Source organism: Streptomyces sp. NPDC053079 (assembly GCF_044546695.1).
Lineage (GTDB): Bacteria > Actinomycetota > Actinomycetes > Streptomycetales > Streptomycetaceae > Streptomyces.
Genome location: NZ_JBITZJ010000007.1, coordinates 333531 through 351058, shown reverse-complemented (window position 1 = coordinate 351058; position 17528 = coordinate 333531). Strand labels below are relative to the sequence as shown.

Genomic DNA, 17528 nt, shown 5'->3' with positions numbered 1-17528 from the left:
ATGTCGGCGGGGTGGTTTGACAAGTGAGCCGCTCGGGGTACGGTCTTCGGCTGCGATTGGCGTCCCTTCGGGGCGGTGTGGCACACTGTTCAGGTTGCTCGGTTGAGTGCCGATGCTGCGCGCCTCCCGCCGGGAGGACTGGAAGCGAGTCCCGCAGTACTCGTCGCCCCTCGTAAGGGGCGGAAGTACGGGAATCTTCCGGGAAGTGTCAGCGGGGCCCCAGCCAGGCGCTCGGTGGGTGTCTTTCCCCCACAACCCCCTTGAGCAGGGAATTTCCTTTGGGAAATTTTGCTGGAAGGGGCGCGACACGCCCGACCGCGTGGGTCGGAGGTGGAGTGGAGAAAGACCGTGTTGCCCGGTTTCGGGCCGCACAGCTTGCCGAGTCCCAGAGCGTTACGAGAGACAGGACTACTGAGTAGCCATGGCGGGACAGAAGATCCGCATCCGGCTCAAGGCCTACGACCACGAGGTCATCGACTCCTCGGCGAAGAAGATCGTCGAGACGGTGACGCGCACTGGTGCGTCGGTCGCGGGCCCGGTGCCGCTGCCCACTGAGAAGAACGTGTACTGCGTCATCAAGTCGCCGCACAAGTACAAGGACTCGCGCGAGCACTTCGAGATGCGCACGCACAAGCGCCTCATCGACATCCTCGACCCCACGCCGAAGACGGTTGACTCGCTTATGCGTCTCGACCTGCCGGCTGGCGTCGACATCGAGATCAAGCTCTGAGGTGACGCGCGAGATGGCTAAGAACATTAAGGGCGTCCTGGGCGAGAAGCTCGGCATGACCCAGGTCTGGGACGAGAACAACCGGGTTGTCCCGGTGACCGTCGTCAAGGCCGGGCCCTGCGTCGTCACCCAGGTCCGCACCAACGACATCGACGGCTACGAGTCGGTCCAGATCGCCTTCGGCGAGATCGACCCGCGCAAGGTGAACAAGCCCCTCAAGGGTCACTTCGCCAAGGCCGACGTCACCCCGCGCCGCCACCTGGTGGAGCTGCGTACCGCTGACGCCAGCGAGTACACGCTCGGCCAGGAGATCACCGCTGCCGTGTTCGAGTCGGGCGTCAAGGTTGACGTCACCGGCAAGAGCAAGGGCAAGGGCTTCGCCGGTGTCATGAAGCGTCACAACTTCCGTGGCCTCGGCGCCGGGCACGGCACCCAGCGCAAGCACCGCTCCCCCGGTTCCATCGGTGGCTGCGCCACCCCGGGCCGTGTGTTCAAGGGCCTCCGCATGGCGGGCCGCATGGGCAACGAGCGGGTCACCACCCAGAACCTGACCGTCCACGCCGTTGACGCGGAGAAGGGCCTGCTCCTGATCAAGGGTGCGGTTCCTGGTCCGAACGGCGGCCTCGTCCTGGTCCGTACCGCGGCCAAGGGGGCCTGAGGTAACGATGAGCACCATTGACATCCTTTCGCCGGCAGGCGACAAGGCCGGGACCGTCGAGCTCCCCTCGGAGATCTTCGACGCGAAGGTCAGCGTTCCGCTGATCCACCAGGTCGTCGTCGCCCAGCTGGCCGCTGCCCGACAGGGCACGCACAAGACGAAGACCCGTGGCGAGGTCCGCGGCGGTGGCAAGAAGCCTTACCGCCAGAAGGGCACCGGTCGCGCCCGTCAGGGTTCGACCCGCGCGCCGCAGTTCGCCGGTGGTGGCGTCGTGCACGGTCCCGTGCCGCGTGACTACTCGCAGCGGACCCCGAAGAAGATGAAGGCCGCCGCCCTGCGTGGCGCCCTCTCCGACCGGGCCCGCCACAGCCGTATCCACGTCGTCACCGGCGTGGTCGACGGCGCGGTGTCCACCAAGGCCGCCAAGACCCTGCTCGGCAAGATCTCGGAGCGCAAGAACCTGCTCCTGGTCGCCGACCGGTCCGACGAGGCCGCGTGGCTGTCCGCCCGCAACCTGCCCCAGGTTCACATCCTGGAGCCGGGCCAGCTGAACACGTACGACGTGCTCGTCTCCGACGACGTGGTCTTCACCCAGGCCGCCTTCGAGTCCTTCGTGTCTGGCCCCAAGGCCGTTGAGACCGAAGGGAGCGAGGCCTGATGACTGAGGCCGTCGTCACCAGCAAGACCTTCTCGGACCCGCGTGACCTCCTGGTCAAGCCGGTTGTCTCGGAGAAGAGCTACGCGCTGCTGGACGAGAACAAGTACACGTTCATCGTCGACCCGCGCGCCAACAAGACCCAGATCAAGCAGGCCGTCGAGGCGGTCTTCTCGGTCAAGGTCACCGGGGTCAACACGATCAACCGTCAGGGCAAGCGCAAGCGCACCCGCACCGGTTTCGGCAAGCGCGCCAACACCAAGCGCGCCATCGTGACCCTCGCCGAGGGCGACCGTATCGACATCTTCGGCGGCCCGGTCTCCTAACCAGGAGTCCGAGTCGTCCGGAATCGGACGAGGACTGAGAAATGGGTATCCGCAAGTACAAGCCGACGACCCCGGGCCGTCGTGGCTCCAGCGTCGCCGACTTCGTCGAGATCACGCGGTCCACGCCGGAGAAGTCGCTGGTCCGCCCGCTGCACAGCAAGGGTGGCCGTAACAACACCGGTCGCGTGACCGTCCGCCACCAGGGTGGCGGCCACAAGCGCGCCTACCGCGTGATCGACTTCCGTCGTCACGACAAGGACGGCGTGCCGGCCAAGGTCGCTCACATCGAGTACGACCCGAACCGCACCGCGCGCATCGCGCTCCTGCACTACGCAGACGGCGAGAAGCGCTACATCATCGCCCCGGCGAAGCTCAGCCAGGGTGACCGGGTTGAGAACGGCCCCACGGCCGACATCAAGCCGGGCAACAACCTCCCGCTGCGCAACATCCCGGTCGGTACCACGATCCACGCGATCGAGCTCCGTCCCGGTGGTGGCGCCAAGTTCGCCCGCTCCGCCGGTTCGTCCGTGCAGCTGCTGGCGAAGGAGGGCGCTTACGCCCACCTGCGCATGCCGTCCGGCGAGGTCCGCCTGGTCGACGTCCGCTGCCGCGCCACCGTTGGCGAGGTCGGCAACGCCGAGCAGTCGAACATCAACTGGGGCAAGGCCGGCCGTATGCGCTGGAAGGGCGTTCGCCCGACCGTCCGCGGTGTCGCGATGAACCCGGTTGACCACCCGCACGGTGGTGGTGAGGGCAAGACCTCCGGTGGTCGCCACCCGGTCTCCCCGTGGGGTCAGAAGGAGGGTCGTACTCGTTCTCCCAAGAAGGCGAGCAACAAGTACATCGTCCGCCGCCGCAAGACGAACAAGAAGCGCTAGGAGCGGGTTTAGATGCCGCGTAGTCTCAAGAAGGGACCCTTCGTCGACGGACACCTCATCAAGAAGGTGGACGCTCAGAACGAGGCTGGTACCAAGAACGTCATCAAGACCTGGTCCCGTCGCTCCATGATCGTGCCGGCCATGCTCGGCCACACGCTCGCGGTGCACAACGGCAAGACGCACGTCCCGGTGTTCGTCACCGAGTCGATGGTCGGCCACAAGCTCGGCGAGTTCTCGCCGACCCGCACCTTCCGCGGCCACGTCAAGGACGACCGCAAGTCGAAGCGCCGCTAAAGGCGGGGTGTGAACGACTATGACTGACACCGAAGGGACAACCATGGAAGCCAGGGCCCAGGCGCGGTACATCCGCGTCACGCCCATGAAGGCCCGCCGCGTGGTGGACCTCATCCGTGGCATGGATGCCACGGAGGCTCAGGCGGTCCTGCGTTTCGCCCCGCAGGCCGCGAGCGTGCCGGTGGGCAAGGTGCTTGACAGCGCCATTGCCAACGCCGCGCACAACTACGACCACACGGACGCTTCGTCGCTGTACATCAGCGAGGCGTTCGTGGACGAGGGCCCGACCCTGAAGCGGTTCCGTCCGCGTGCCCAGGGCCGTGCCTACCGGATCCGCAAGCGGACCAGCCACATCACCGTGGTCGTCAGCAGCAAGGAAGGAACCCGGTAATGGGCCAGAAGGTTAACCCGCACGGGTTCCGGCTCGGCATCACCACCGACTTCAAGTCGCGTTGGTACGCCGACAAGCTGTACAAGGACTACGTCAAGGAAGACGTTGCCATTCGTCGCATGATGACGAAGGGCATGGAGCGCGCCGGTATCTCGAAGGTTGAGATCGAGCGCACCCGCGACCGCGTCCGCGTTGACATCCACACCGCCCGCCCGGGCATCGTCATCGGTCGCCGTGGCGCCGAGGCCGACCGCATCCGTGGCGAGCTGGAGAAGCTGACCGGCAAGCAGGTCCAGCTGAACATCCTCGAGGTCAAGAACCCCGAGGTCGACGCTCAGCTGGTGGCCCAGGCCGTCGCCGAGCAGCTGTCCTCCCGCGTCTCCTTCCGTCGCGCCATGCGTAAGAGCATGCAGTCGACGATGAAGGCCGGCGCCAAGGGCATCAAGATCCAGTGCGGTGGCCGTCTCGGCGGCGCCGAGATGTCCCGCTCGGAGTTCTACCGCGAGGGCCGTGTGCCCCTGCACACGCTCCGTGCGAACGTCGACTACGGCTTCTTCGAGGCCAAGACCACCTTCGGCCGCATCGGCGTGAAGGTCTGGATCTACAAGGGCGACGTCAAGAACATCGCCGAGGTCCGCGCCGAGAACGCCGCTGCGCGTGCGGGCAACCGCCCGTCCCGTGGCGCCGGCGACCGCCCGGCCCGTGGTGGCCGTGGTGGCGAGCGTGGCGGCCGCGGCCGCAAGCCGCAGCAGGCTGCCGAGGCCCCCAAGGCCGAGGCCACCGCTGCTCCGGCTGAGTCCACCGGAACGGAGGCCTGACCGACATGCTGATCCCTCGCAGGGTCAAGCACCGCAAGCAGCACCACCCCAAGCGGAACGGCATGGCCAAGGGTGGCACTGAGCTCGCCTTCGGTGAGTACGGCATCCAGGCCCTGACCCCGGCCTACGTGACGAACCGGCAGATCGAGTCCGCTCGTATCGCCATGACCCGTCACATCAAGCGTGGCGGCAAGGTGTGGATCAACATCTACCCGGACCGTCCGCTGACGAAGAAGCCGGCCGAAACCCGCATGGGTTCCGGTAAGGGTTCTCCGGAGTGGTGGATCGCGAACGTCAAGCCCGGTCGGGTGATGTTCGAGCTGTCCTTCCCGAACGAAAAGGTCGCTAAGGAGGCGCTCACCCGCGCCGCCCACAAGCTTCCGATGAAGTGCCGCATTGTTCGGCGCGAGGCAGGTGAGTCGTGATGGCCGCTGGTATCAAGGCGACCGAGCTGCGTGAGCTGAACGACGAGGACCTCGTCGCGAAGCTCCGTGAGGCCAAGGAAGAGCTGTTCAACCTCCGCTTCCAGGCGGCGACCGGGCAGCTCGAGAACCACGGTCGGCTCAAGTCCGTCCGTAAGGACATCGCCCGGATCTACACCCTGATGCGCGAGCGTGAGCTGGGCATCGAGACGGTGGAGAGCGCCTGATGAGCGAGAAGAATGTGACTGAGACGAACGAGCGCGGCTTCCGCAAGACCCGTGAGGGTCTCGTCGTCAGCGACAAGATGGACAAGACCGTCGTCGTCGCCGTCGAGGACCGCGTCAAGCACGCGCTGTACGGCAAGGTCATCCGCCGTACGAACAAGCTCAAGGCGCACGACGAGCAGAACGCTGCCGGCGTCGGCGACCGCGTCCTCATCATGGAGACGCGTCCGCTGTCGGCGAGCAAGCGCTGGCGCATCGTCGAGATCCTCGAGAAGGCCAAGTAATTTCTGAGGGGTTCTCCCTCGGATAAGTTCCGCCAGGCTCGGCGTGGGGCCTCAACCCGTTGAGGCCCCCGCCGGGAACCGGCAGACGATCAGGAGATAGACGTGATCCAGCAGGAGTCGCGACTTCGGGTCGCCGACAACACTGGTGCCAAGGAGATCCTTTGCATCCGTGTTCTCGGTGGCTCCGGTCGCCGCTACGCGGGCATCGGTGACGTCATCGTCGCCACCGTCAAGGACGCGATCCCCGGTGGCAACGTGAAGAAGGGTGACGTCATCAAGGCCGTCATCGTTCGCACCGTCAAGGAGCGCCGCCGTCCGGATGGCTCGTACATCCGCTTCGACGAGAACGCCGCTGTCGTTCTCAAGAACGACGGTGACCCCCGCGGCACCCGTATTTTCGGCCCCGTGGGCCGAGAGCTGCGCGAGAAGAAGTTCATGAAGATCGTCTCGCTCGCGCCGGAGGTGCTGTAACCGATGAAGATCAAGAAGGGCGACCTGGTCCAGGTCATCACCGGTAAGGACAAGGGCAAGCAGGGCAAGGTCATCGTGGCCATGCCCAGCGAGAACCGCGTCCTCGTCGAGGGTGTCAACCGGGTCAAGAAGCACACCAAGGCCGGCCAGACCGCTCGCGGCTCGCAGACCGGCGGCATCGTGACCACCGAGGCCCCCATCCACGTGAGCAACGTTCAGCTCGTCGTGGAGAAGGACGGCAAGAAGGTCGTCACCCGCGTCGGTTACCGCTTCGACGACAACGGCAACAAGATCCGCGTTGCCAAGCGCACCGGTGAGGACATCTGATGACTGCCACCACCAACGCGCCGCGTCTCAAGCTGCGCTACCGCGAAGAGATCGTCGGCAAGCTGCGTGAGGAGTTCTCCTTCGAGAACATCATGCAGGTTCCCGGCCTGACCAAGATCGTGGTCAACATGGGTGTGGGCGACGCCGCCCGCGACTCCAAGCTGATCGAGGGCGCCATCCGCGACCTCACCACGATCACCGGCCAGAAGCCCGCCGTCACCAAGGCTCGCAAGTCCATCGCGCAGTTCAAGCTGCGTGAGGGCCAGCCGATCGGCGCCCACGTCACCCTCCGTGGTGACCGCATGTGGGAGTTCCTGGACCGCACCCTGTCGCTCGCGCTCCCGCGCATCCGCGACTTCCGTGGTCTGTCCCCGAAGCAGTTCGACGGTCGGGGCAACTACACCTTCGGTCTCACGGAGCAGGTCATGTTCCACGAGATCGACCAGGACAAGATCGACCGTGTCCGGGGTATGGACATCACCGTGGTCACCACGGCGACCAACGACGACGAGGGCCGCGCCCTCCTCCGTCACCTCGGCTTCCCCTTCAAGGAGGCGTGACCGAGATGGCGAAGAAGTCTCTGATCGCGAAGGCCGCGCGCAAGCCCAAGTTCGCGGTCCGTGCGTACACCCGTTGCAACCGCTGCGGCCGTCCGCACTCCGTGTACCGCAAGTTCGGCCTCTGCCGCGTGTGCCTTCGTGAGATGGCTCACCGTGGCGAGCTGCCGGGCGTGACCAAGAGCTCCTGGTAACAACCCACTTGGGTTGACCAGGGCTCTCGGTAAGCATCAAGGACGGTGGGGCCCAGTCCTTCACTCGCGTAGAGTTGAAGGGTTGGGCGCCCGCCGCCCATGACCGTCTTACTACGCCGTAGGTCCCCGCGCCGCACCCGCTCCGACTCAGTTCGGGGAGAGGGATGGCGCAGATAGGAAACCACGGCGAGAGAGGCCGAAGGCCAAACATGACCATGACCGATCCGATCGCAGACATGCTGACCCGTCTGCGGAACGCGAACTCGGCTTACCACGACTCCGTGGCGATGCCCCACAGCAAGATCAAGGCGCACATCGCCGAGATCCTGCAGCAGGAGGGCTACATCGCCGGCTGGAAGGTCGAGGACGCCGAGGTCGGCAAGAAGCTCGTCGTCGACCTCAAGTTCGGCCCGAACCGTGAGCGCTCCATCGCGGGCATCAAGCGGATCTCGAAGCCGGGCCTCCGGGTCTACGCAAAGTCCACCAACCTGCCGAAGGTCCTCGGCGGCCTGGGCGTGGCGATCATCTCCACGTCCCACGGTCTCCTGACCGGCCAGCAGGCCAGCAAGAAGGGCGTGGGTGGGGAAGTCCTCGCCTACGTCTGGTAATCGGGAACGGAGGAATAGCTAATGTCGCGTATTGGCAAGCTGCCCATCCAGGTTCCCGCTGGTGTGGACGTCACCATCGATGGCCGCACGGTCGTGGTGAAGGGCCCCAAGGGTTCCCTGACCCACGAGATCGCTGCGCCCATCGCGATCGCCAAGGGCGAGGACGGCGTTCTGAACGTCACCCGTCCCAACGACGAGCGTCAGAACAAGGCCCTGCACGGCCTGTCCCGCACGCTGGTGGCGAACATGATCACCGGCGTGACCCAGGGCTACAGCAAGGCTCTTGAGATCAGCGGTGTCGGTTACCGCGTCCAGGCGAAGGGCTCCAACCTGGAGTTCGCCCTGGGCTACAGCCACCCGATCCTGATCGAGGCCCCCGAGGGCATCACCTTCAAGGTCGAGTCGCCCACCAAGCTCAGTGTCGAGGGCATCGACAAGCAGAAGGTCGGCGAGGTTGCCGCCAACATCCGCAAGCTTCGCAAGCCCGACCCCTACAAGGCCAAGGGCGTGAAGTATGCGGGTGAGGTCATCCGCCGCAAGGTCGGAAAGGCTGGTAAGTAAGCCATGGCATACGGTGTGAAGATCGCCAAGGGTGACGCGTACAAGCGCGCCGCCAAGGCCCGCCGCCACATCCGCATCCGCAAGAACATGTCGGGTACGGCCGAGCGTCCGCGCCTGGTCGTGACGCGCTCCAACCGTGGCATCACCGCCCAGGTGATCGACGACCTCAAGGGTCACACCCTGGCGTCGGCGTCCCACCTGGACGCGTCGATCCGCGGTGGCGAGGGCGACAAGAGCGCCCAGGCCACGAAGGTGGGCGCCCTGGTCGCCGAGCGTGCCAAGGCCGCCGGCGTCGAGGCCGTCGTGTTCGACCGCGGTGGCAACCAGTACGCCGGGCGCATTGCCGCTCTGGCGGACGCCGCCCGCGAAGCCGGGCTGAAGTTCTAAGCCCCGGTTCCGGAGCTAGCGGACGTAACAGAGAGAGGTAAATCCAATGGCTGGACCCCAGCGCCGCGGAAGCGGTGCCGGTGGCGGCGAGCGGCGGGACCGGAAGGGTCGCGACGGTGGCGCTGCCGCCGAGAAGACCGCGTACGTTGAGCGCGTAGTCGCGATCAACCGCGTCGCCAAGGTTGTCAAGGGTGGTCGCCGCTTCAGCTTCACCGCGCTGGTCGTGGTGGGCGACGGTGACGGCACGGTCGGTGTCGGTTACGGCAAGGCCAAGGAAGTTCCGGCTGCCATCGCCAAGGGCGTGGAAGAGGCCAAGAAGAACTTCTTCAAGGTCCCCCGTATCCAGGGCACCGTCCCTCACCCCATCCAGGGCGAGAAGGCGGCTGGCGTCGTCATGCTCAAGCCTGCTTCCCCCGGTACCGGTGTTATCGCCGGTGGCCCGGTGCGAGCGGTGCTCGAGTGCGCCGGCATCCACGACATCCTGTCGAAGTCGCTCGGTTCGTCGAACCCGATCAACATCGTGCACGCCACGGTGGAGGCCCTCAAGGGACTGCAGCGTCCCGAGGAGATCGCCGCCCGTCGTGGCCTGCCGCTGGAGGACGTTGCTCCCGCCGCTCTGCTGCGGGCGCGTGCAGGGGCGGGTGCGTAATGGCTCGCCTCAAGGTCACGCAGGTTAAGTCCTACATCGGCAGCAAGCAGAACCACCGCGACACCCTGCGTTCGCTTGGTCTCAAGCGCATGAACGACACGGTTGTCAAGGAGGACCGTCCCGAGATCCGCGGCATGGTGCAGACCGTCCGCCACCTCGTGACGGTTGAGGAGGTCGACTGACATGGCGGAGAACAACCCGCTGAAGGTCCACAACCTCCGTCCTGCCCCGGGCGCCAAGACCGCCAAGACCCGTGTGGGTCGTGGTGAGGCGTCCAAGGGTAAGACCGCAGGTCGTGGTACCAAGGGCACGAAGGCCCGTTACCAGGTTCCGGAGCGCTTCGAGGGTGGGCAGATGCCCCTCCACATGCGTCTCCCGAAGCTGAAGGGCTTCAAGAACCCCGCCCACAAGCAGTTCCAGGTCGTGAACCTGGACAAGCTGGCCGCGCTCTACCCGCAGGGTGGCGAGGTTACGGTGGCCGACCTGGTCGCCAAGGGTGCGGTTCGCAAGAACGAGCTCGTCAAGGTCCTTGGCCAGGGCGAGATCTCCGTGGCGCTGCAGGTGACGGTCGACGCCGTCTCCTCCTCCGCCCAGGAGAAGATTGCCGCCGCCGGCGGCACCGTCACCGAGCTCATCTGAGTTCGTTGATCTGACAACCGGGGATGTCCCAAAAGGGGCATCCCCGGTTGGTCGTTCCAAGGGGGGCACGGTCGCCGGTAAGGTGGCGTGCACTGTTAACCTCCGCCCGGCCTGTGTCCGTGCGGATTTTGACTGATACGTAACTCGTAAGGTTCTGTCGACCTTCAAGACCGTCACCTCTCACGCAGCCACGTGGGAGGCGCAGGAGGCACCGTGCTCACCGCGTTCGCCCGGGCGTTCAAAACGCCCGACCTGCGCAAGAAGCTGCTGTTCACGCTGGGCATCATGGTCCTCTTCCGGCTCGGCGCACATGTGCCCGTGCCGGGCGTCGACTATCAGAACGTCCAGACGTGCATGGACCAGGCCAAGAGCGGGATGGGCCTTTTCGGCCTCGTGAACATGTTCAGCGGTGGTGCGCTGCTTCAGATCACGATCTTCGCGCTGGGGATCATGCCGTACATCACGGCGAGCATCATCCTTCAGCTGCTCACCGTCGTCATTCCGCGACTTGAGGCCCTCAAGAAGGAGGGCCAGTCCGGACAGACCAAGATCACGCAGTACACGCGCTATCTGACCGTAGCCCTCGCGGTGCTCCAGGGCACCGGTCTCGTGGCCACCGCGCGCAGCGGTGCGCTCTTCGGGAACTGCACGGTCGGAAACCAGATCGTTCCCAACCAGTCGATCTTCACCACGGTCGTCATGGTCATCACCATGACCGCGGGTACCGCGCTGATCATGTGGCTCGGTGAGCTCATCACCGACCGCGGCATCGGCAACGGCATGTCGATCCTGATGTTCACCTCCATCGCCGCCGGCTTCCCGAGCGCCCTGTGGGCGATCAAGATGCAGGGCAAGCTGATGGGTGGCTGGCTGGAGTTCGGCCTGGTGATCCTCTGTGGTCTGGCCATGGTCGCGCTGGTCGTCTTCGTGGAGCAGGCCCAGCGCCGCATCCCCGTGCAGTACGCGAAGCGCATGATCGGCCGTCGTTCCTACGGCGGCACGTCCACGTACATCCCGCTGAAGGTGAACCAGGCCGGTGTGATCCCGGTCATCTTCGCCTCGTCGCTGCTCTACATCCCGGCGCTGCTCGTGCAGTTCACCGGCTCCAAGGCGGACTGGGCCAACTGGGTCCAGGCCAACCTGGTCAAGGGCGACCACCCGATCTACATGGTCACGTACTTCCTGCTGATCGTTTTCTTCGCCTTCTTCTACGTCGCCATCTCCTTCAACCCCGAAGAAGTTGCCGACAACATGAAGAAGTATGGTGGGTTCATTCCGGGCATCCGCGCCGGTCGTCCCACCGCGGAGTACCTGAGCTACGTGCTGAACCGCATCACGTGGCCCGGCTCGCTCTACCTGGGCCTGATCGCCCTGGTGCCCACCGTGGCACTGGTCACACTCAACGCGAACCAGAACTTCCCGTTCGGTGGAACCAGCATCCTGATCATCGTGGGTGTCGGTCTGGAGACTGTGAAGCAGATCGAGAGCCAGCTTCAGCAGCGCAACTACGAAGGGTTCCTCCGCTGATGCGAATCGTCCTCGTCGGCCCTCCCGGCGCCGGCAAGGGTACGCAGGCCGCGTACCTCGCCAAGAACCTCGGGATCCCGCACATCTCGACGGGTGACCTTTTCCGGGCGAACATCAGCCAGGGCACGCCGCTCGGCCAGAAGGCCCAGGAGTACATGCGCGCCGGCCAGCTGGTGCCCGACGAGGTCACCATCGGGATGGCCCGGGACCGCATGCGGCAGCCGGACGCCGCCGACGGCTTCCTGCTCGACGGCTTCCCGCGCAACCTGGCCCAGGCCGAGGCGCTGGACGAGATCCTCAAGGCCGACGAGCTGAAGCTGGACGCGGTCCTGGACCTCGAGGTCCCCGAGGACGAGGTCGTCAAGCGGATCGCGGGTCGCCGCATCTGCCGCAACGACAGCAGCCACGTCTTCCACGCGATCTACAACCAGCCGAAGGCCGAGGGTGTCTGTGACATCTGCGGCGGCGAGCTGTACCAGCGTGAGGACGACAGCGAGGAGACCGTCCGCAAGCGGCTCGAGGTCTACCACAGCGAGACCGAGCCGATCATCGACTACTACAAGGCCCAGGGCCTCGTGGTGACGATCTCCGCCCTCGGCAAGGTCGCCGAGGTCACCCAGCGGGCCATGGCCGCGCTGGAGCGCGACACCGCCAGCTGAGACCCGTAACGGGTCGGATACGGCCGCGATGCCCTCACGGGCGTCGCGGCCGTATTGTGTATGGGGCCCGCAGGCCGCCGCAGCCGCGGCCGAGCCGCGGGCAGGTCCAGCCGTCGGTTCAGAAAGGCGTCAGCCGCAATGGTCGAGATCAAGACCCCGGAGCAGATCGCGAAGATGCGCGAGGCGGGGCTTGTCGTCGCCGCCATCCACGCGGCCACCCGGGAAGCCGCGGTGCCGGGCGCCACGACCAAGGACCTGGACGAGGTCGCCCGCAAGGTGCTGGCCGAGCACGGGGCCAAGTCGAACTTCCTCGGGTACGGCGGTTTCCCCGCCACGATCTGCACCTCGGTGAACGAGGTCGTCGTCCACGGCATCCCGGACACCAGGACCGTCCTGAAGGACGGCGACATCATCTCCATCGACGCCGGCGCCATCGTGGACGGCTGGCACGGCGACGCGGCCTTCACGGCCTTCGTGGGCACCGGTCACGCTCCGGAGCTGATCGAGCTCTCCCGGGTGACCGAGGAGTCCATGTGGGCCGGCATCGCTGCCGTGCGCAACGGCAACCGCCTGGTGGACATCTCCAAGGCCATCGAGGGCTACATCCGCCGCCAGCCCCGCCCGGCGAGCGGCAAGTACGGGATCATCGAGGACTACGGCGGCCACGGCATCGGCTCCGAGATGCACATGGACCCCCACCTGCTGAACTACGTCTCGCGCAAGCGCGGCAAGGGCCCGAAGCTGGTCCCGGGCTTCTGCATCGCGATCGAGCCCATGGTGAGCCTGGGCACCGCGCGGACGCATGTCCTCGAGGACGACTGGACGGTCCTCACGGACGACAAGAGCTGGTCCACCCACTGGGAGCACTCCGTCGCCCTGACGGAGCAGGGCCCGCTCGTCCTCACCGCGGTCGACGGAGGCCGCGCGAAGCTGGCGGAGTACGGCGTCACGGCGGCGCCGGATCCGCTGGCCTGAGCGCGGCGTAAGGATCTTCTCGGCAGGGCAAGCACCCTGGATTAGGCTTTCCGGTTGCCCTGACGTAGACTGATGCGTCGGCTCTCGTGTATCCGCATGCCTGCGTGCATATGGGGGAGTCGATCAAGGTAGCCGATTCGAAAGGCGAAGCGTGGCCAAGAAGCAAGGTGCCATCGAGATCGAGGGCACCGTGATCGAGTCTCTGCCGAACGCAATGTTCAAGGTAGAGCTCCAGAACGGTCACAAGGTCCTCGCGCACATCAGCGGCAAGATGCGCATGCACTACATCCGCATCCTTCCCGATGACCGGGTCGTCGTGGAGCTGTCTCCCTACGACCTGACGCGTGGCCGGATCGTCTACCGCTACAAGTAGATCTTGTCGACGCCCCACGCACGTGGGGTGGAGGCACTGACCCGGAGAACCTCACACCCATGAAGGTCAAGCCGAGCGTCAAGAAGATCTGCGACAAGTGCAAGGTGATCCGCCGCCACGGCCGGGTCATGGTCATCTGCGACAACCTGCGCCACAAGCAGCGCCAGGGCTGACGCAGAACCTGCACTCCGCAGTTTCTTCGCGCGACGCATAGCAATACGTACATACGCAGAGCCCGTCCAGCTCAGGCTGGCGACACCTCCGGCGGGGGCCGGGGACCCGGAACGTACCTAGTACGGCGGCCGGGAACGGCTCTGTGTCAGACCCCCGAGAACATCTGGAGCCATTGAATGGCACGCGTTTCCGGTGTTGACATCCCGCGCGACAAGCGCGTGGAGGTTGCACTCACCTACGTCTTCGGTATCGGCCGCACCCAGTCGCAGGCGACTCTCGCCGCCACCGGTGTGAACCCGAACACCCGCGTTCGTGACCTTCCCGAAGAGGACCTGGTCAAGATCCGCGAGTACGTGGACGCCAACCTCAAGACCGAGGGTGACCTCCGTCGCGAGATCCAGGCCGACATCCGCCGCAAGGTTGAGATCGGCTGCTACCAGGGTCTGCGTCACCGTCGTGGCCTGCCCGTCCACGGTCAGCGCACCAGCACGAACGCTCGTACCCGCAAGGGCCCGCGTCGCGCCATCGCCGGCAAGAAGAAGCCGGGCAAGAAGTAGTCCTCAGCGGACGCTCACCAGCGGTCTTCGCTGTAGGACCGATCACCTCCACTCCACAGGAGTAAGACATGCCCCCCAAGGGTCGTCAGGGCGCAGCCAAGAAGGTGCGTCGCAAGGAAAAGAAGAACGTCGCTCACGGCCACGCGCACATCAAGAGCACGTTCAACAACACCATCGTTTCGATCACCGACCCCACGGGCAACGTGATCTCCTGGGCCTCCGCCGGCCACGTCGGCTTCAAGGGCTCGCGCAAGTCCACCCCCTTCGCCGCGCAGATGGCCGCCGAGTCGGCTGCCCGTCGCGCGCAGGAGCACGGCATGCGCAAGGTCGACGTCTTCGTCAAGGGTCCGGGTTCCGGTCGTGAGACCGCCATCCGTTCGCTGCAGGCGACCGGCCTCGAGGTTGGCTCCATCCAGGACGTCACCCCCACCCCGCACAACGGCTGCCGTCCGCCGAAGCGCCGCCGCGTCTGACGCTGCGCCGTTCGCACGGTTGCTGCCTTGAGAGTGTGGGCGGTACGGCTCCCCGGAGCCGTGCCGCCCGTACCCTTGTAGTACCTCAGGACATCAAATAGTGGGTGTCCATGACTGAAGGATTCATCGCATGCTGATCGCTCAGCGCCCCTCGCTGACCGAAGAGGTCGTCGACGAGTTCCGCTCGCGGTTCGTGATCGAGCCGCTCGAGCCGGGCTTCGGCTACACCCTCGGCAACTCCCTGCGTCGTACGCTCCTCTCCTCGATCCCGGGTGCGGCGGTCACGTCCATCCGCATCGACGGTGTCCTGCACGAGTTCACCACCGTGCCGGGCGTCAAGGAGGACGTCACCGACCTCATCCTGAACATCAAGCAGCTGGTCGTCTCCTCGGAGCACGACGAGCCGGTCGTGATGTACCTGCGCAAGCAGGGTCCGGGTCTGGTCACCGCCGCCGACATCGCCCCGCCGGCCGGTGTCGAGGTGCACAACCCCGACCTGGTCCTGGCGACCCTGAACGCCAAGGGCAAGCTGGAGATGGAGCTGACCGTCGAGCGCGGTCGCGGCTACGTCTCCGCCGTCCAGAACAAGCAGGTGGGCCAGGAGATCGGCCGTATCCCGGTCGACTCCATCTACTCGCCGGTTCTCAAGGTCACCTACAAGGTCGAGGCGACCCGAGTCGAGCAGCGCACCGACTTCGACAAGCTGATCGTCGACGTCGAGACCAAGCAGGCCATGCGCCCGCGCGACGCCATGGCGTCCGCCGGTAAGACCCTGGTCGAGCTGTTCGGTCTGGCCCGCGAGCTCAACATCGACGCCGAGGGCATCGACATGGGCCCGTCCCCCACGGACGCCGCCCTGGCCGCCGACCTGGCGCTGCCGATCGAGGAGCTCGAGCTCACCGTTCGGTCCTACAACTGCCTCAAGCGCGAGGGCATCCACTCCGTGGGTGAGCTCGTCGCCCGCTCCGAGGCCGACCTGCTCGACATCCGCAACTTCGGTGCGAAGTCGATCGACGAGGTCAAGGCGAAGCTGGCCGGCATGGGCCTGGCCCTCAAGGACAGCCCGCCCGGATTCGACCCGACCGCTGCCGCCGACGCCTTTGGCGCCGACGACGACGCGGACGCCGGGTTCGTCGAGACCGAGCAGTACTAAGAGCTCGGGCCCGACGGCTCGATCTTGGCTGCGGGTCCGCTTCGGTTGATCGCGCAGTTCCCCGCGCCCCTTCGGGGGCGCGGGTCTCCGACAGGCGACCGCCTGCTCGGATACTGACTCCGGTACCTGATACGGCCGGGGCAGACACCTAGGAGAAACACCATGCCGCGTCCCACCAAGGGTGCCCGTCTGGGCGGCGGTGCCGCGCACGAGAAGCTGATGCTGGCGAACCTCGCCAAGTCGCTCTTCGAGCACGGCCGCATCACCACGACCGAGGCCAAGGCCCGCCGCCTGCGTCCGGTCGCCGAGCGTCTGATCACCAAGGCGAAGAAGGGCGACATCCACAACCGTCGCCAGGTGCTGCAGACGATCACGGACAAGGGCATCGTCCACGTGCTCTTCACCGAGATCGCTCCGCGCTTCGCCGAGCGTCCGGGTGGCTACACCCGCATCACCAAGATCGGTAACCGCCGTGGCGACAACGCGCCCATGGCCGTGATCGAGCTGGTCGAGGGCGAGATCGCCAAGAAGGCGACCGTCGCCGAGGCCGAGGCCGCCACCAAGCGTGCGGTCAAGGAGTCCGAGGCCGCTGCCGAGGCTCCGGCCGAGGAGTCGAAGGACGCCTGACAACGCTGATGCGTGTCAGTGACGGGCCCGCCCCTTCCGGGGGCGGGCCCGTCCCGCATTTCTGAGAGGAACACTCGGTGAGTGACGAGGTGGCGCCCGGTTTCGTCCGGGTGCGGCTGGACCTGTCGTACGACGGCAAGGACTTCTCCGGCTGGGCCAAGCAGCGTGAGGGGCAGCGCACGGTCCAGGGCGAGATCGAGAGCGCGATCCGGACCGTCACGCGGTCCCAGGAGACGTACGAGCTGACGGTCGCCGGCCGTACGGACGCCGGGGTGCACGCGCGTGGCCAGGTCGCCCATGTCGATCTTCCGGTGGAGGTTTGGGCCGAGCACGAGGACAAACTGCTGCGCCGTTTGGCCGGGCGGTTGTCGCACGACGTCCGCGTGTGGCGCGTGGCAGAGGCGCCGGCCGGCTTCAACGCGCGCTTCTCGGCGATCTGGCGGCGGTACGCCTATCGCGTCGTCGACCACGTCGGGGGCGTGGACCCGCTGTTGCGCGGTCATGTCCTGTGGCACGACTGGCCGTTGGACGTCGACGCGATGAACGCGGCCGCGCGGGAGCTGGTCGGTGAGCACGACTTCGCCGCGTACTGCAAGAAGCGCGAGGGTGCGACGACGATCCGTACGCTGCAGCAGCTGAGCTGGGAGCGGGACGCGTCCGGCGTCATCACGGCCACCGTGCGGGCGGACGCCTTCTGCCACAACATGGTGCGCTCGCTGGTGGGCGCGATGCTGTTCGTCGGCGACGGGCACCGGCCGGTGGACTGGCCGGGCAAGGTGCTGCGTGCGGGTGTCCGTGATTCGGCGGTGCACGTGGTGCGGCCGCACGGGCTGACGCTCGAGGAGGTCGGCTATCCGGCGGACTCCGAGCTGGCCGCGCGGAATCTCGCGGCGCGGAACAAGAGGACGCTGCCCGGCGCGGGTTGCTGCTGAGAAAC

General features: G+C 66.2%; 31 protein-coding genes. All 31 read left to right on the top strand.

The features are described 5' to 3' along the window. Positions 1–421 precede the first annotated feature (421 nt). The 31 genes from rpsJ (at position 422) to truA (ending at position 17523) form a co-directional block, all read left to right on the top strand. Positions 422–730, top strand: coding sequence for a 30S ribosomal protein S10 (rpsJ, locus tag ACIGXW_RS26880; protein ID WP_003948644.1), 309 nt, complete (start codon positions 422–424; stop codon positions 728–730). A gap of 13 nt (positions 731–743) precedes the next feature. Then, entirely contained in the window at positions 744–1388 is a 645-nt protein-coding gene (rplC, locus tag ACIGXW_RS26875) for a 50S ribosomal protein L3 (RefSeq protein WP_360909202.1), read from the top strand. Positions 1389–1395: 7 nt separating this feature from the next. Beyond that, positions 1396–2046, top strand: a complete 651-nt coding sequence (gene rplD / locus ACIGXW_RS26870; RefSeq protein ID WP_360909200.1) for a 50S ribosomal protein L4 — start codon at positions 1396–1398, stop codon at positions 2044–2046. Beyond that, the gene (gene rplW / locus ACIGXW_RS26865) at positions 2046–2369 is read left to right on the top strand and encodes a 50S ribosomal protein L23 (RefSeq protein ID WP_004950438.1); all 324 of its coding nucleotides are present in this window, start codon (positions 2046–2048) and stop codon (positions 2367–2369) included. The genes rplD and rplW overlap by 1 nt, the downstream gene beginning before the upstream one ends. A gap of 41 nt (positions 2370–2410) precedes the next feature. Then, positions 2411–3247: a 50S ribosomal protein L2 gene (rplB, locus tag ACIGXW_RS26860; RefSeq protein WP_071964544.1), complete on the top strand. Its 837-nt coding sequence runs from the start codon at positions 2411–2413 to the stop codon at positions 3245–3247. Positions 3248–3259: 12 nt separating this feature from the next. Continuing rightward, positions 3260–3541 (top strand): 30S ribosomal protein S19, encoded by a 282-nt coding sequence (rpsS, locus tag ACIGXW_RS26855; protein ID WP_004950443.1) that lies wholly within the window; start codon positions 3260–3262, stop codon positions 3539–3541. Between the two features lie 43 nt (positions 3542–3584). Then, complete coding sequence (gene rplV, locus ACIGXW_RS26850) at positions 3585–3932, top strand: 50S ribosomal protein L22 (RefSeq protein WP_031012097.1); 348 nt, start codon at positions 3585–3587, stop codon at positions 3930–3932. Beyond that, complete coding sequence (gene rpsC / locus ACIGXW_RS26845; protein ID WP_071964543.1) at positions 3932–4750, top strand: 30S ribosomal protein S3; 819 nt, start codon at positions 3932–3934, stop codon at positions 4748–4750. The genes rplV and rpsC overlap by 1 nt, the downstream gene beginning before the upstream one ends. Positions 4751–4755: 5 nt before the next feature. Further along, positions 4756–5175: a 50S ribosomal protein L16 gene (rplP, locus tag ACIGXW_RS26840; protein ID WP_030368409.1), complete on the top strand. Its 420-nt coding sequence runs from the start codon at positions 4756–4758 to the stop codon at positions 5173–5175. Then, positions 5175–5399 carry a 50S ribosomal protein L29 gene (gene rpmC / locus ACIGXW_RS26835; RefSeq protein ID WP_030368408.1) on the top strand — a complete coding sequence of 75 codons (225 nt, stop codon included), beginning with the start codon at positions 5175–5177 and terminating at the stop codon, positions 5397–5399. The genes rplP and rpmC overlap by 1 nt, the downstream gene beginning before the upstream one ends. Further along, the gene (rpsQ, locus tag ACIGXW_RS26830) at positions 5399–5680 is read left to right on the top strand and encodes a 30S ribosomal protein S17 (protein ID WP_030026328.1); all 282 of its coding nucleotides are present in this window, start codon (positions 5399–5401) and stop codon (positions 5678–5680) included. Before rpmC ends, rpsQ begins: the two co-directional genes overlap by 1 nt. A gap of 102 nt (positions 5681–5782) precedes the next feature. Next, entirely contained in the window at positions 5783–6151 is a 369-nt protein-coding gene (gene rplN / locus ACIGXW_RS26825; RefSeq protein ID WP_030368406.1) for a 50S ribosomal protein L14, read from the top strand. 3 nt (positions 6152–6154) lie between these two features. Continuing rightward, the gene (gene rplX / locus ACIGXW_RS26820; protein ID WP_071964542.1) at positions 6155–6478 is read left to right on the top strand and encodes a 50S ribosomal protein L24; all 324 of its coding nucleotides are present in this window, start codon (positions 6155–6157) and stop codon (positions 6476–6478) included. Next, complete coding sequence (gene rplE, locus ACIGXW_RS26815; RefSeq protein ID WP_071964541.1) at positions 6478–7038, top strand: 50S ribosomal protein L5; 561 nt, start codon at positions 6478–6480, stop codon at positions 7036–7038. The genes rplX and rplE overlap by 1 nt, the downstream gene beginning before the upstream one ends. A gap of 5 nt (positions 7039–7043) precedes the next feature. Beyond that, the gene (locus tag ACIGXW_RS26810) at positions 7044–7229 is read left to right on the top strand and encodes a type Z 30S ribosomal protein S14 (protein ID WP_071964550.1); all 186 of its coding nucleotides are present in this window, start codon (positions 7044–7046) and stop codon (positions 7227–7229) included. A 209-nt stretch (positions 7230–7438) separates the two neighbouring features. Then, a complete protein-coding gene (rpsH, locus tag ACIGXW_RS26805) occupies positions 7439–7837 on the top strand; it encodes a 30S ribosomal protein S8 (protein ID WP_071964540.1) in 399 nt (132 codons plus the stop codon). Between the two features lie 21 nt (positions 7838–7858). Next, entirely contained in the window at positions 7859–8398 is a 540-nt protein-coding gene (gene rplF, locus ACIGXW_RS26800) for a 50S ribosomal protein L6 (RefSeq protein WP_071964539.1), read from the top strand. 3 nt (positions 8399–8401) lie between these two features. After that, positions 8402–8785 carry a 50S ribosomal protein L18 gene (gene rplR / locus ACIGXW_RS26795; RefSeq protein WP_071964538.1) on the top strand — a complete coding sequence of 128 codons (384 nt, stop codon included), beginning with the start codon at positions 8402–8404 and terminating at the stop codon, positions 8783–8785. A gap of 46 nt (positions 8786–8831) precedes the next feature. Further along, positions 8832–9434, top strand: a complete 603-nt coding sequence (gene rpsE, locus ACIGXW_RS26790; protein ID WP_004946659.1) for a 30S ribosomal protein S5 — start codon at positions 8832–8834, stop codon at positions 9432–9434. Next, positions 9434–9616, top strand: coding sequence for a 50S ribosomal protein L30 (gene rpmD, locus ACIGXW_RS26785; protein WP_071964537.1), 183 nt, complete (start codon positions 9434–9436; stop codon positions 9614–9616). The genes rpsE and rpmD overlap by 1 nt, the downstream gene beginning before the upstream one ends. 1 nt (position 9617) lies before the next feature. Then, positions 9618–10073, top strand: coding sequence for a 50S ribosomal protein L15 (gene rplO / locus ACIGXW_RS26780; protein ID WP_071964536.1), 456 nt, complete (start codon positions 9618–9620; stop codon positions 10071–10073). A 213-nt stretch (positions 10074–10286) separates the two neighbouring features. Then, positions 10287–11600 carry a preprotein translocase subunit SecY gene (gene secY / locus ACIGXW_RS26775; RefSeq protein ID WP_071964535.1) on the top strand — a complete coding sequence of 438 codons (1314 nt, stop codon included), beginning with the start codon at positions 10287–10289 and terminating at the stop codon, positions 11598–11600. Beyond that, on the top strand, positions 11600–12259 hold the full coding sequence (locus tag ACIGXW_RS26770; protein WP_399575323.1) for an adenylate kinase: 660 nt from the start codon (positions 11600–11602) through the stop codon (positions 12257–12259). Before secY ends, ACIGXW_RS26770 begins: the two co-directional genes overlap by 1 nt. Positions 12260–12397: 138 nt before the next feature. After that, positions 12398–13234, top strand: a complete 837-nt coding sequence (map, locus tag ACIGXW_RS26765; protein ID WP_399575322.1) for a type I methionyl aminopeptidase — start codon at positions 12398–12400, stop codon at positions 13232–13234. 151 nt (positions 13235–13385) lie between these two features. Beyond that, a complete protein-coding gene (infA, locus tag ACIGXW_RS26760; RefSeq protein ID WP_003956442.1) occupies positions 13386–13607 on the top strand; it encodes a translation initiation factor IF-1 in 222 nt (73 codons plus the stop codon). Positions 13608–13666: 59 nt separating this feature from the next. Then, on the top strand, positions 13667–13780 hold the full coding sequence (gene rpmJ / locus ACIGXW_RS26755; RefSeq protein ID WP_003956441.1) for a 50S ribosomal protein L36: 114 nt from the start codon (positions 13667–13669) through the stop codon (positions 13778–13780). A 177-nt stretch (positions 13781–13957) separates the two neighbouring features. Then, on the top strand, positions 13958–14338 hold the full coding sequence (gene rpsM, locus ACIGXW_RS26750; RefSeq protein WP_030368393.1) for a 30S ribosomal protein S13: 381 nt from the start codon (positions 13958–13960) through the stop codon (positions 14336–14338). Positions 14339–14406: 68 nt separating this feature from the next. Continuing rightward, positions 14407–14811: a 30S ribosomal protein S11 gene (rpsK, locus tag ACIGXW_RS26745; protein ID WP_003948617.1), complete on the top strand. Its 405-nt coding sequence runs from the start codon at positions 14407–14409 to the stop codon at positions 14809–14811. 130 nt (positions 14812–14941) lie between these two features. After that, positions 14942–15964 carry a DNA-directed RNA polymerase subunit alpha gene (locus ACIGXW_RS26740; protein ID WP_004946635.1) on the top strand — a complete coding sequence of 341 codons (1023 nt, stop codon included), beginning with the start codon at positions 14942–14944 and terminating at the stop codon, positions 15962–15964. A gap of 162 nt (positions 15965–16126) precedes the next feature. After that, positions 16127–16591 carry a 50S ribosomal protein L17 gene (gene rplQ / locus ACIGXW_RS26735; protein ID WP_030368392.1) on the top strand — a complete coding sequence of 155 codons (465 nt, stop codon included), beginning with the start codon at positions 16127–16129 and terminating at the stop codon, positions 16589–16591. A 77-nt stretch (positions 16592–16668) separates the two neighbouring features. Next, positions 16669–17523 (top strand): tRNA pseudouridine(38-40) synthase TruA, encoded by an 855-nt coding sequence (gene truA, locus ACIGXW_RS26730; RefSeq protein ID WP_399575321.1) that lies wholly within the window; start codon positions 16669–16671, stop codon positions 17521–17523. The last annotated feature ends 5 nt before the right edge of the window (positions 17524–17528 follow it).

Bases quoted from the DNA above. Each gene is read 5' to 3' on its own strand.
- rplX (WP_071964542.1), top strand. From the start codon at position 6,155: ATGAAGATCAAGAAGGGCGACCTGGTCCAGGTCATCACCGGTAAGGAC.
- rplO (WP_071964536.1), top strand. From the start codon at position 9,618: ATGGCGGAGAACAACCCGCTGAAGGTCCACAACCTCCGTCCTGCCCCG.
- rplR (WP_071964538.1), top strand. From the start codon at position 8,402: ATGGCATACGGTGTGAAGATCGCCAAGGGTGACGCGTACAAGCGCGCC.
- rplB (WP_071964544.1), top strand. From the start codon at position 2,411: ATGGGTATCCGCAAGTACAAGCCGACGACCCCGGGCCGTCGTGGCTCC.
- rpsM (WP_030368393.1), top strand. From the start codon at position 13,958: ATGGCACGCGTTTCCGGTGTTGACATCCCGCGCGACAAGCGCGTGGAG.
- rplV (WP_031012097.1), top strand. From the start codon at position 3,585: ATGGAAGCCAGGGCCCAGGCGCGGTACATCCGCGTCACGCCCATGAAG.
- rpsJ (WP_003948644.1), top strand. From the start codon at position 422: ATGGCGGGACAGAAGATCCGCATCCGGCTCAAGGCCTACGACCACGAG.
- ACIGXW_RS26770 (WP_399575323.1), top strand. From the start codon at position 11,600: ATGCGAATCGTCCTCGTCGGCCCTCCCGGCGCCGGCAAGGGTACGCAG.
- rpsH (WP_071964540.1), top strand. From the start codon at position 7,439: ATGACCATGACCGATCCGATCGCAGACATGCTGACCCGTCTGCGGAAC.
- rplD (WP_360909200.1), top strand. From the start codon at position 1,396: ATGAGCACCATTGACATCCTTTCGCCGGCAGGCGACAAGGCCGGGACC.
- rpmJ (WP_003956441.1), top strand. From the start codon at position 13,667: ATGAAGGTCAAGCCGAGCGTCAAGAAGATCTGCGACAAGTGCAAGGTG.
- rpsS (WP_004950443.1), top strand. From the start codon at position 3,260: ATGCCGCGTAGTCTCAAGAAGGGACCCTTCGTCGACGGACACCTCATC.
- rpsC (WP_071964543.1), top strand. From the start codon at position 3,932: ATGGGCCAGAAGGTTAACCCGCACGGGTTCCGGCTCGGCATCACCACC.
- rpmC (WP_030368408.1), top strand. From the start codon at position 5,175: ATGGCCGCTGGTATCAAGGCGACCGAGCTGCGTGAGCTGAACGACGAG.
- rpsQ (WP_030026328.1), top strand. From the start codon at position 5,399: ATGAGCGAGAAGAATGTGACTGAGACGAACGAGCGCGGCTTCCGCAAG.
- rpsE (WP_004946659.1), top strand. From the start codon at position 8,832: ATGGCTGGACCCCAGCGCCGCGGAAGCGGTGCCGGTGGCGGCGAGCGG.
- rpmD (WP_071964537.1), top strand. From the start codon at position 9,434: ATGGCTCGCCTCAAGGTCACGCAGGTTAAGTCCTACATCGGCAGCAAG.
- rplW (WP_004950438.1), top strand. From the start codon at position 2,046: ATGACTGAGGCCGTCGTCACCAGCAAGACCTTCTCGGACCCGCGTGAC.
- map (WP_399575322.1), top strand. From the start codon at position 12,398: ATGGTCGAGATCAAGACCCCGGAGCAGATCGCGAAGATGCGCGAGGCG.
- ACIGXW_RS26740 (WP_004946635.1), top strand. From the start codon at position 14,942: ATGCTGATCGCTCAGCGCCCCTCGCTGACCGAAGAGGTCGTCGACGAG.
- rplF (WP_071964539.1), top strand. From the start codon at position 7,859: ATGTCGCGTATTGGCAAGCTGCCCATCCAGGTTCCCGCTGGTGTGGAC.
- rplE (WP_071964541.1), top strand. From the start codon at position 6,478: ATGACTGCCACCACCAACGCGCCGCGTCTCAAGCTGCGCTACCGCGAA.
- rplQ (WP_030368392.1), top strand. From the start codon at position 16,127: ATGCCGCGTCCCACCAAGGGTGCCCGTCTGGGCGGCGGTGCCGCGCAC.
- rplC (WP_360909202.1), top strand. From the start codon at position 744: ATGGCTAAGAACATTAAGGGCGTCCTGGGCGAGAAGCTCGGCATGACC.
- ACIGXW_RS26810 (WP_071964550.1), top strand. From the start codon at position 7,044: ATGGCGAAGAAGTCTCTGATCGCGAAGGCCGCGCGCAAGCCCAAGTTC.
- rplP (WP_030368409.1), top strand. From the start codon at position 4,756: ATGCTGATCCCTCGCAGGGTCAAGCACCGCAAGCAGCACCACCCCAAG.
- rpsK (WP_003948617.1), top strand. From the start codon at position 14,407: ATGCCCCCCAAGGGTCGTCAGGGCGCAGCCAAGAAGGTGCGTCGCAAG.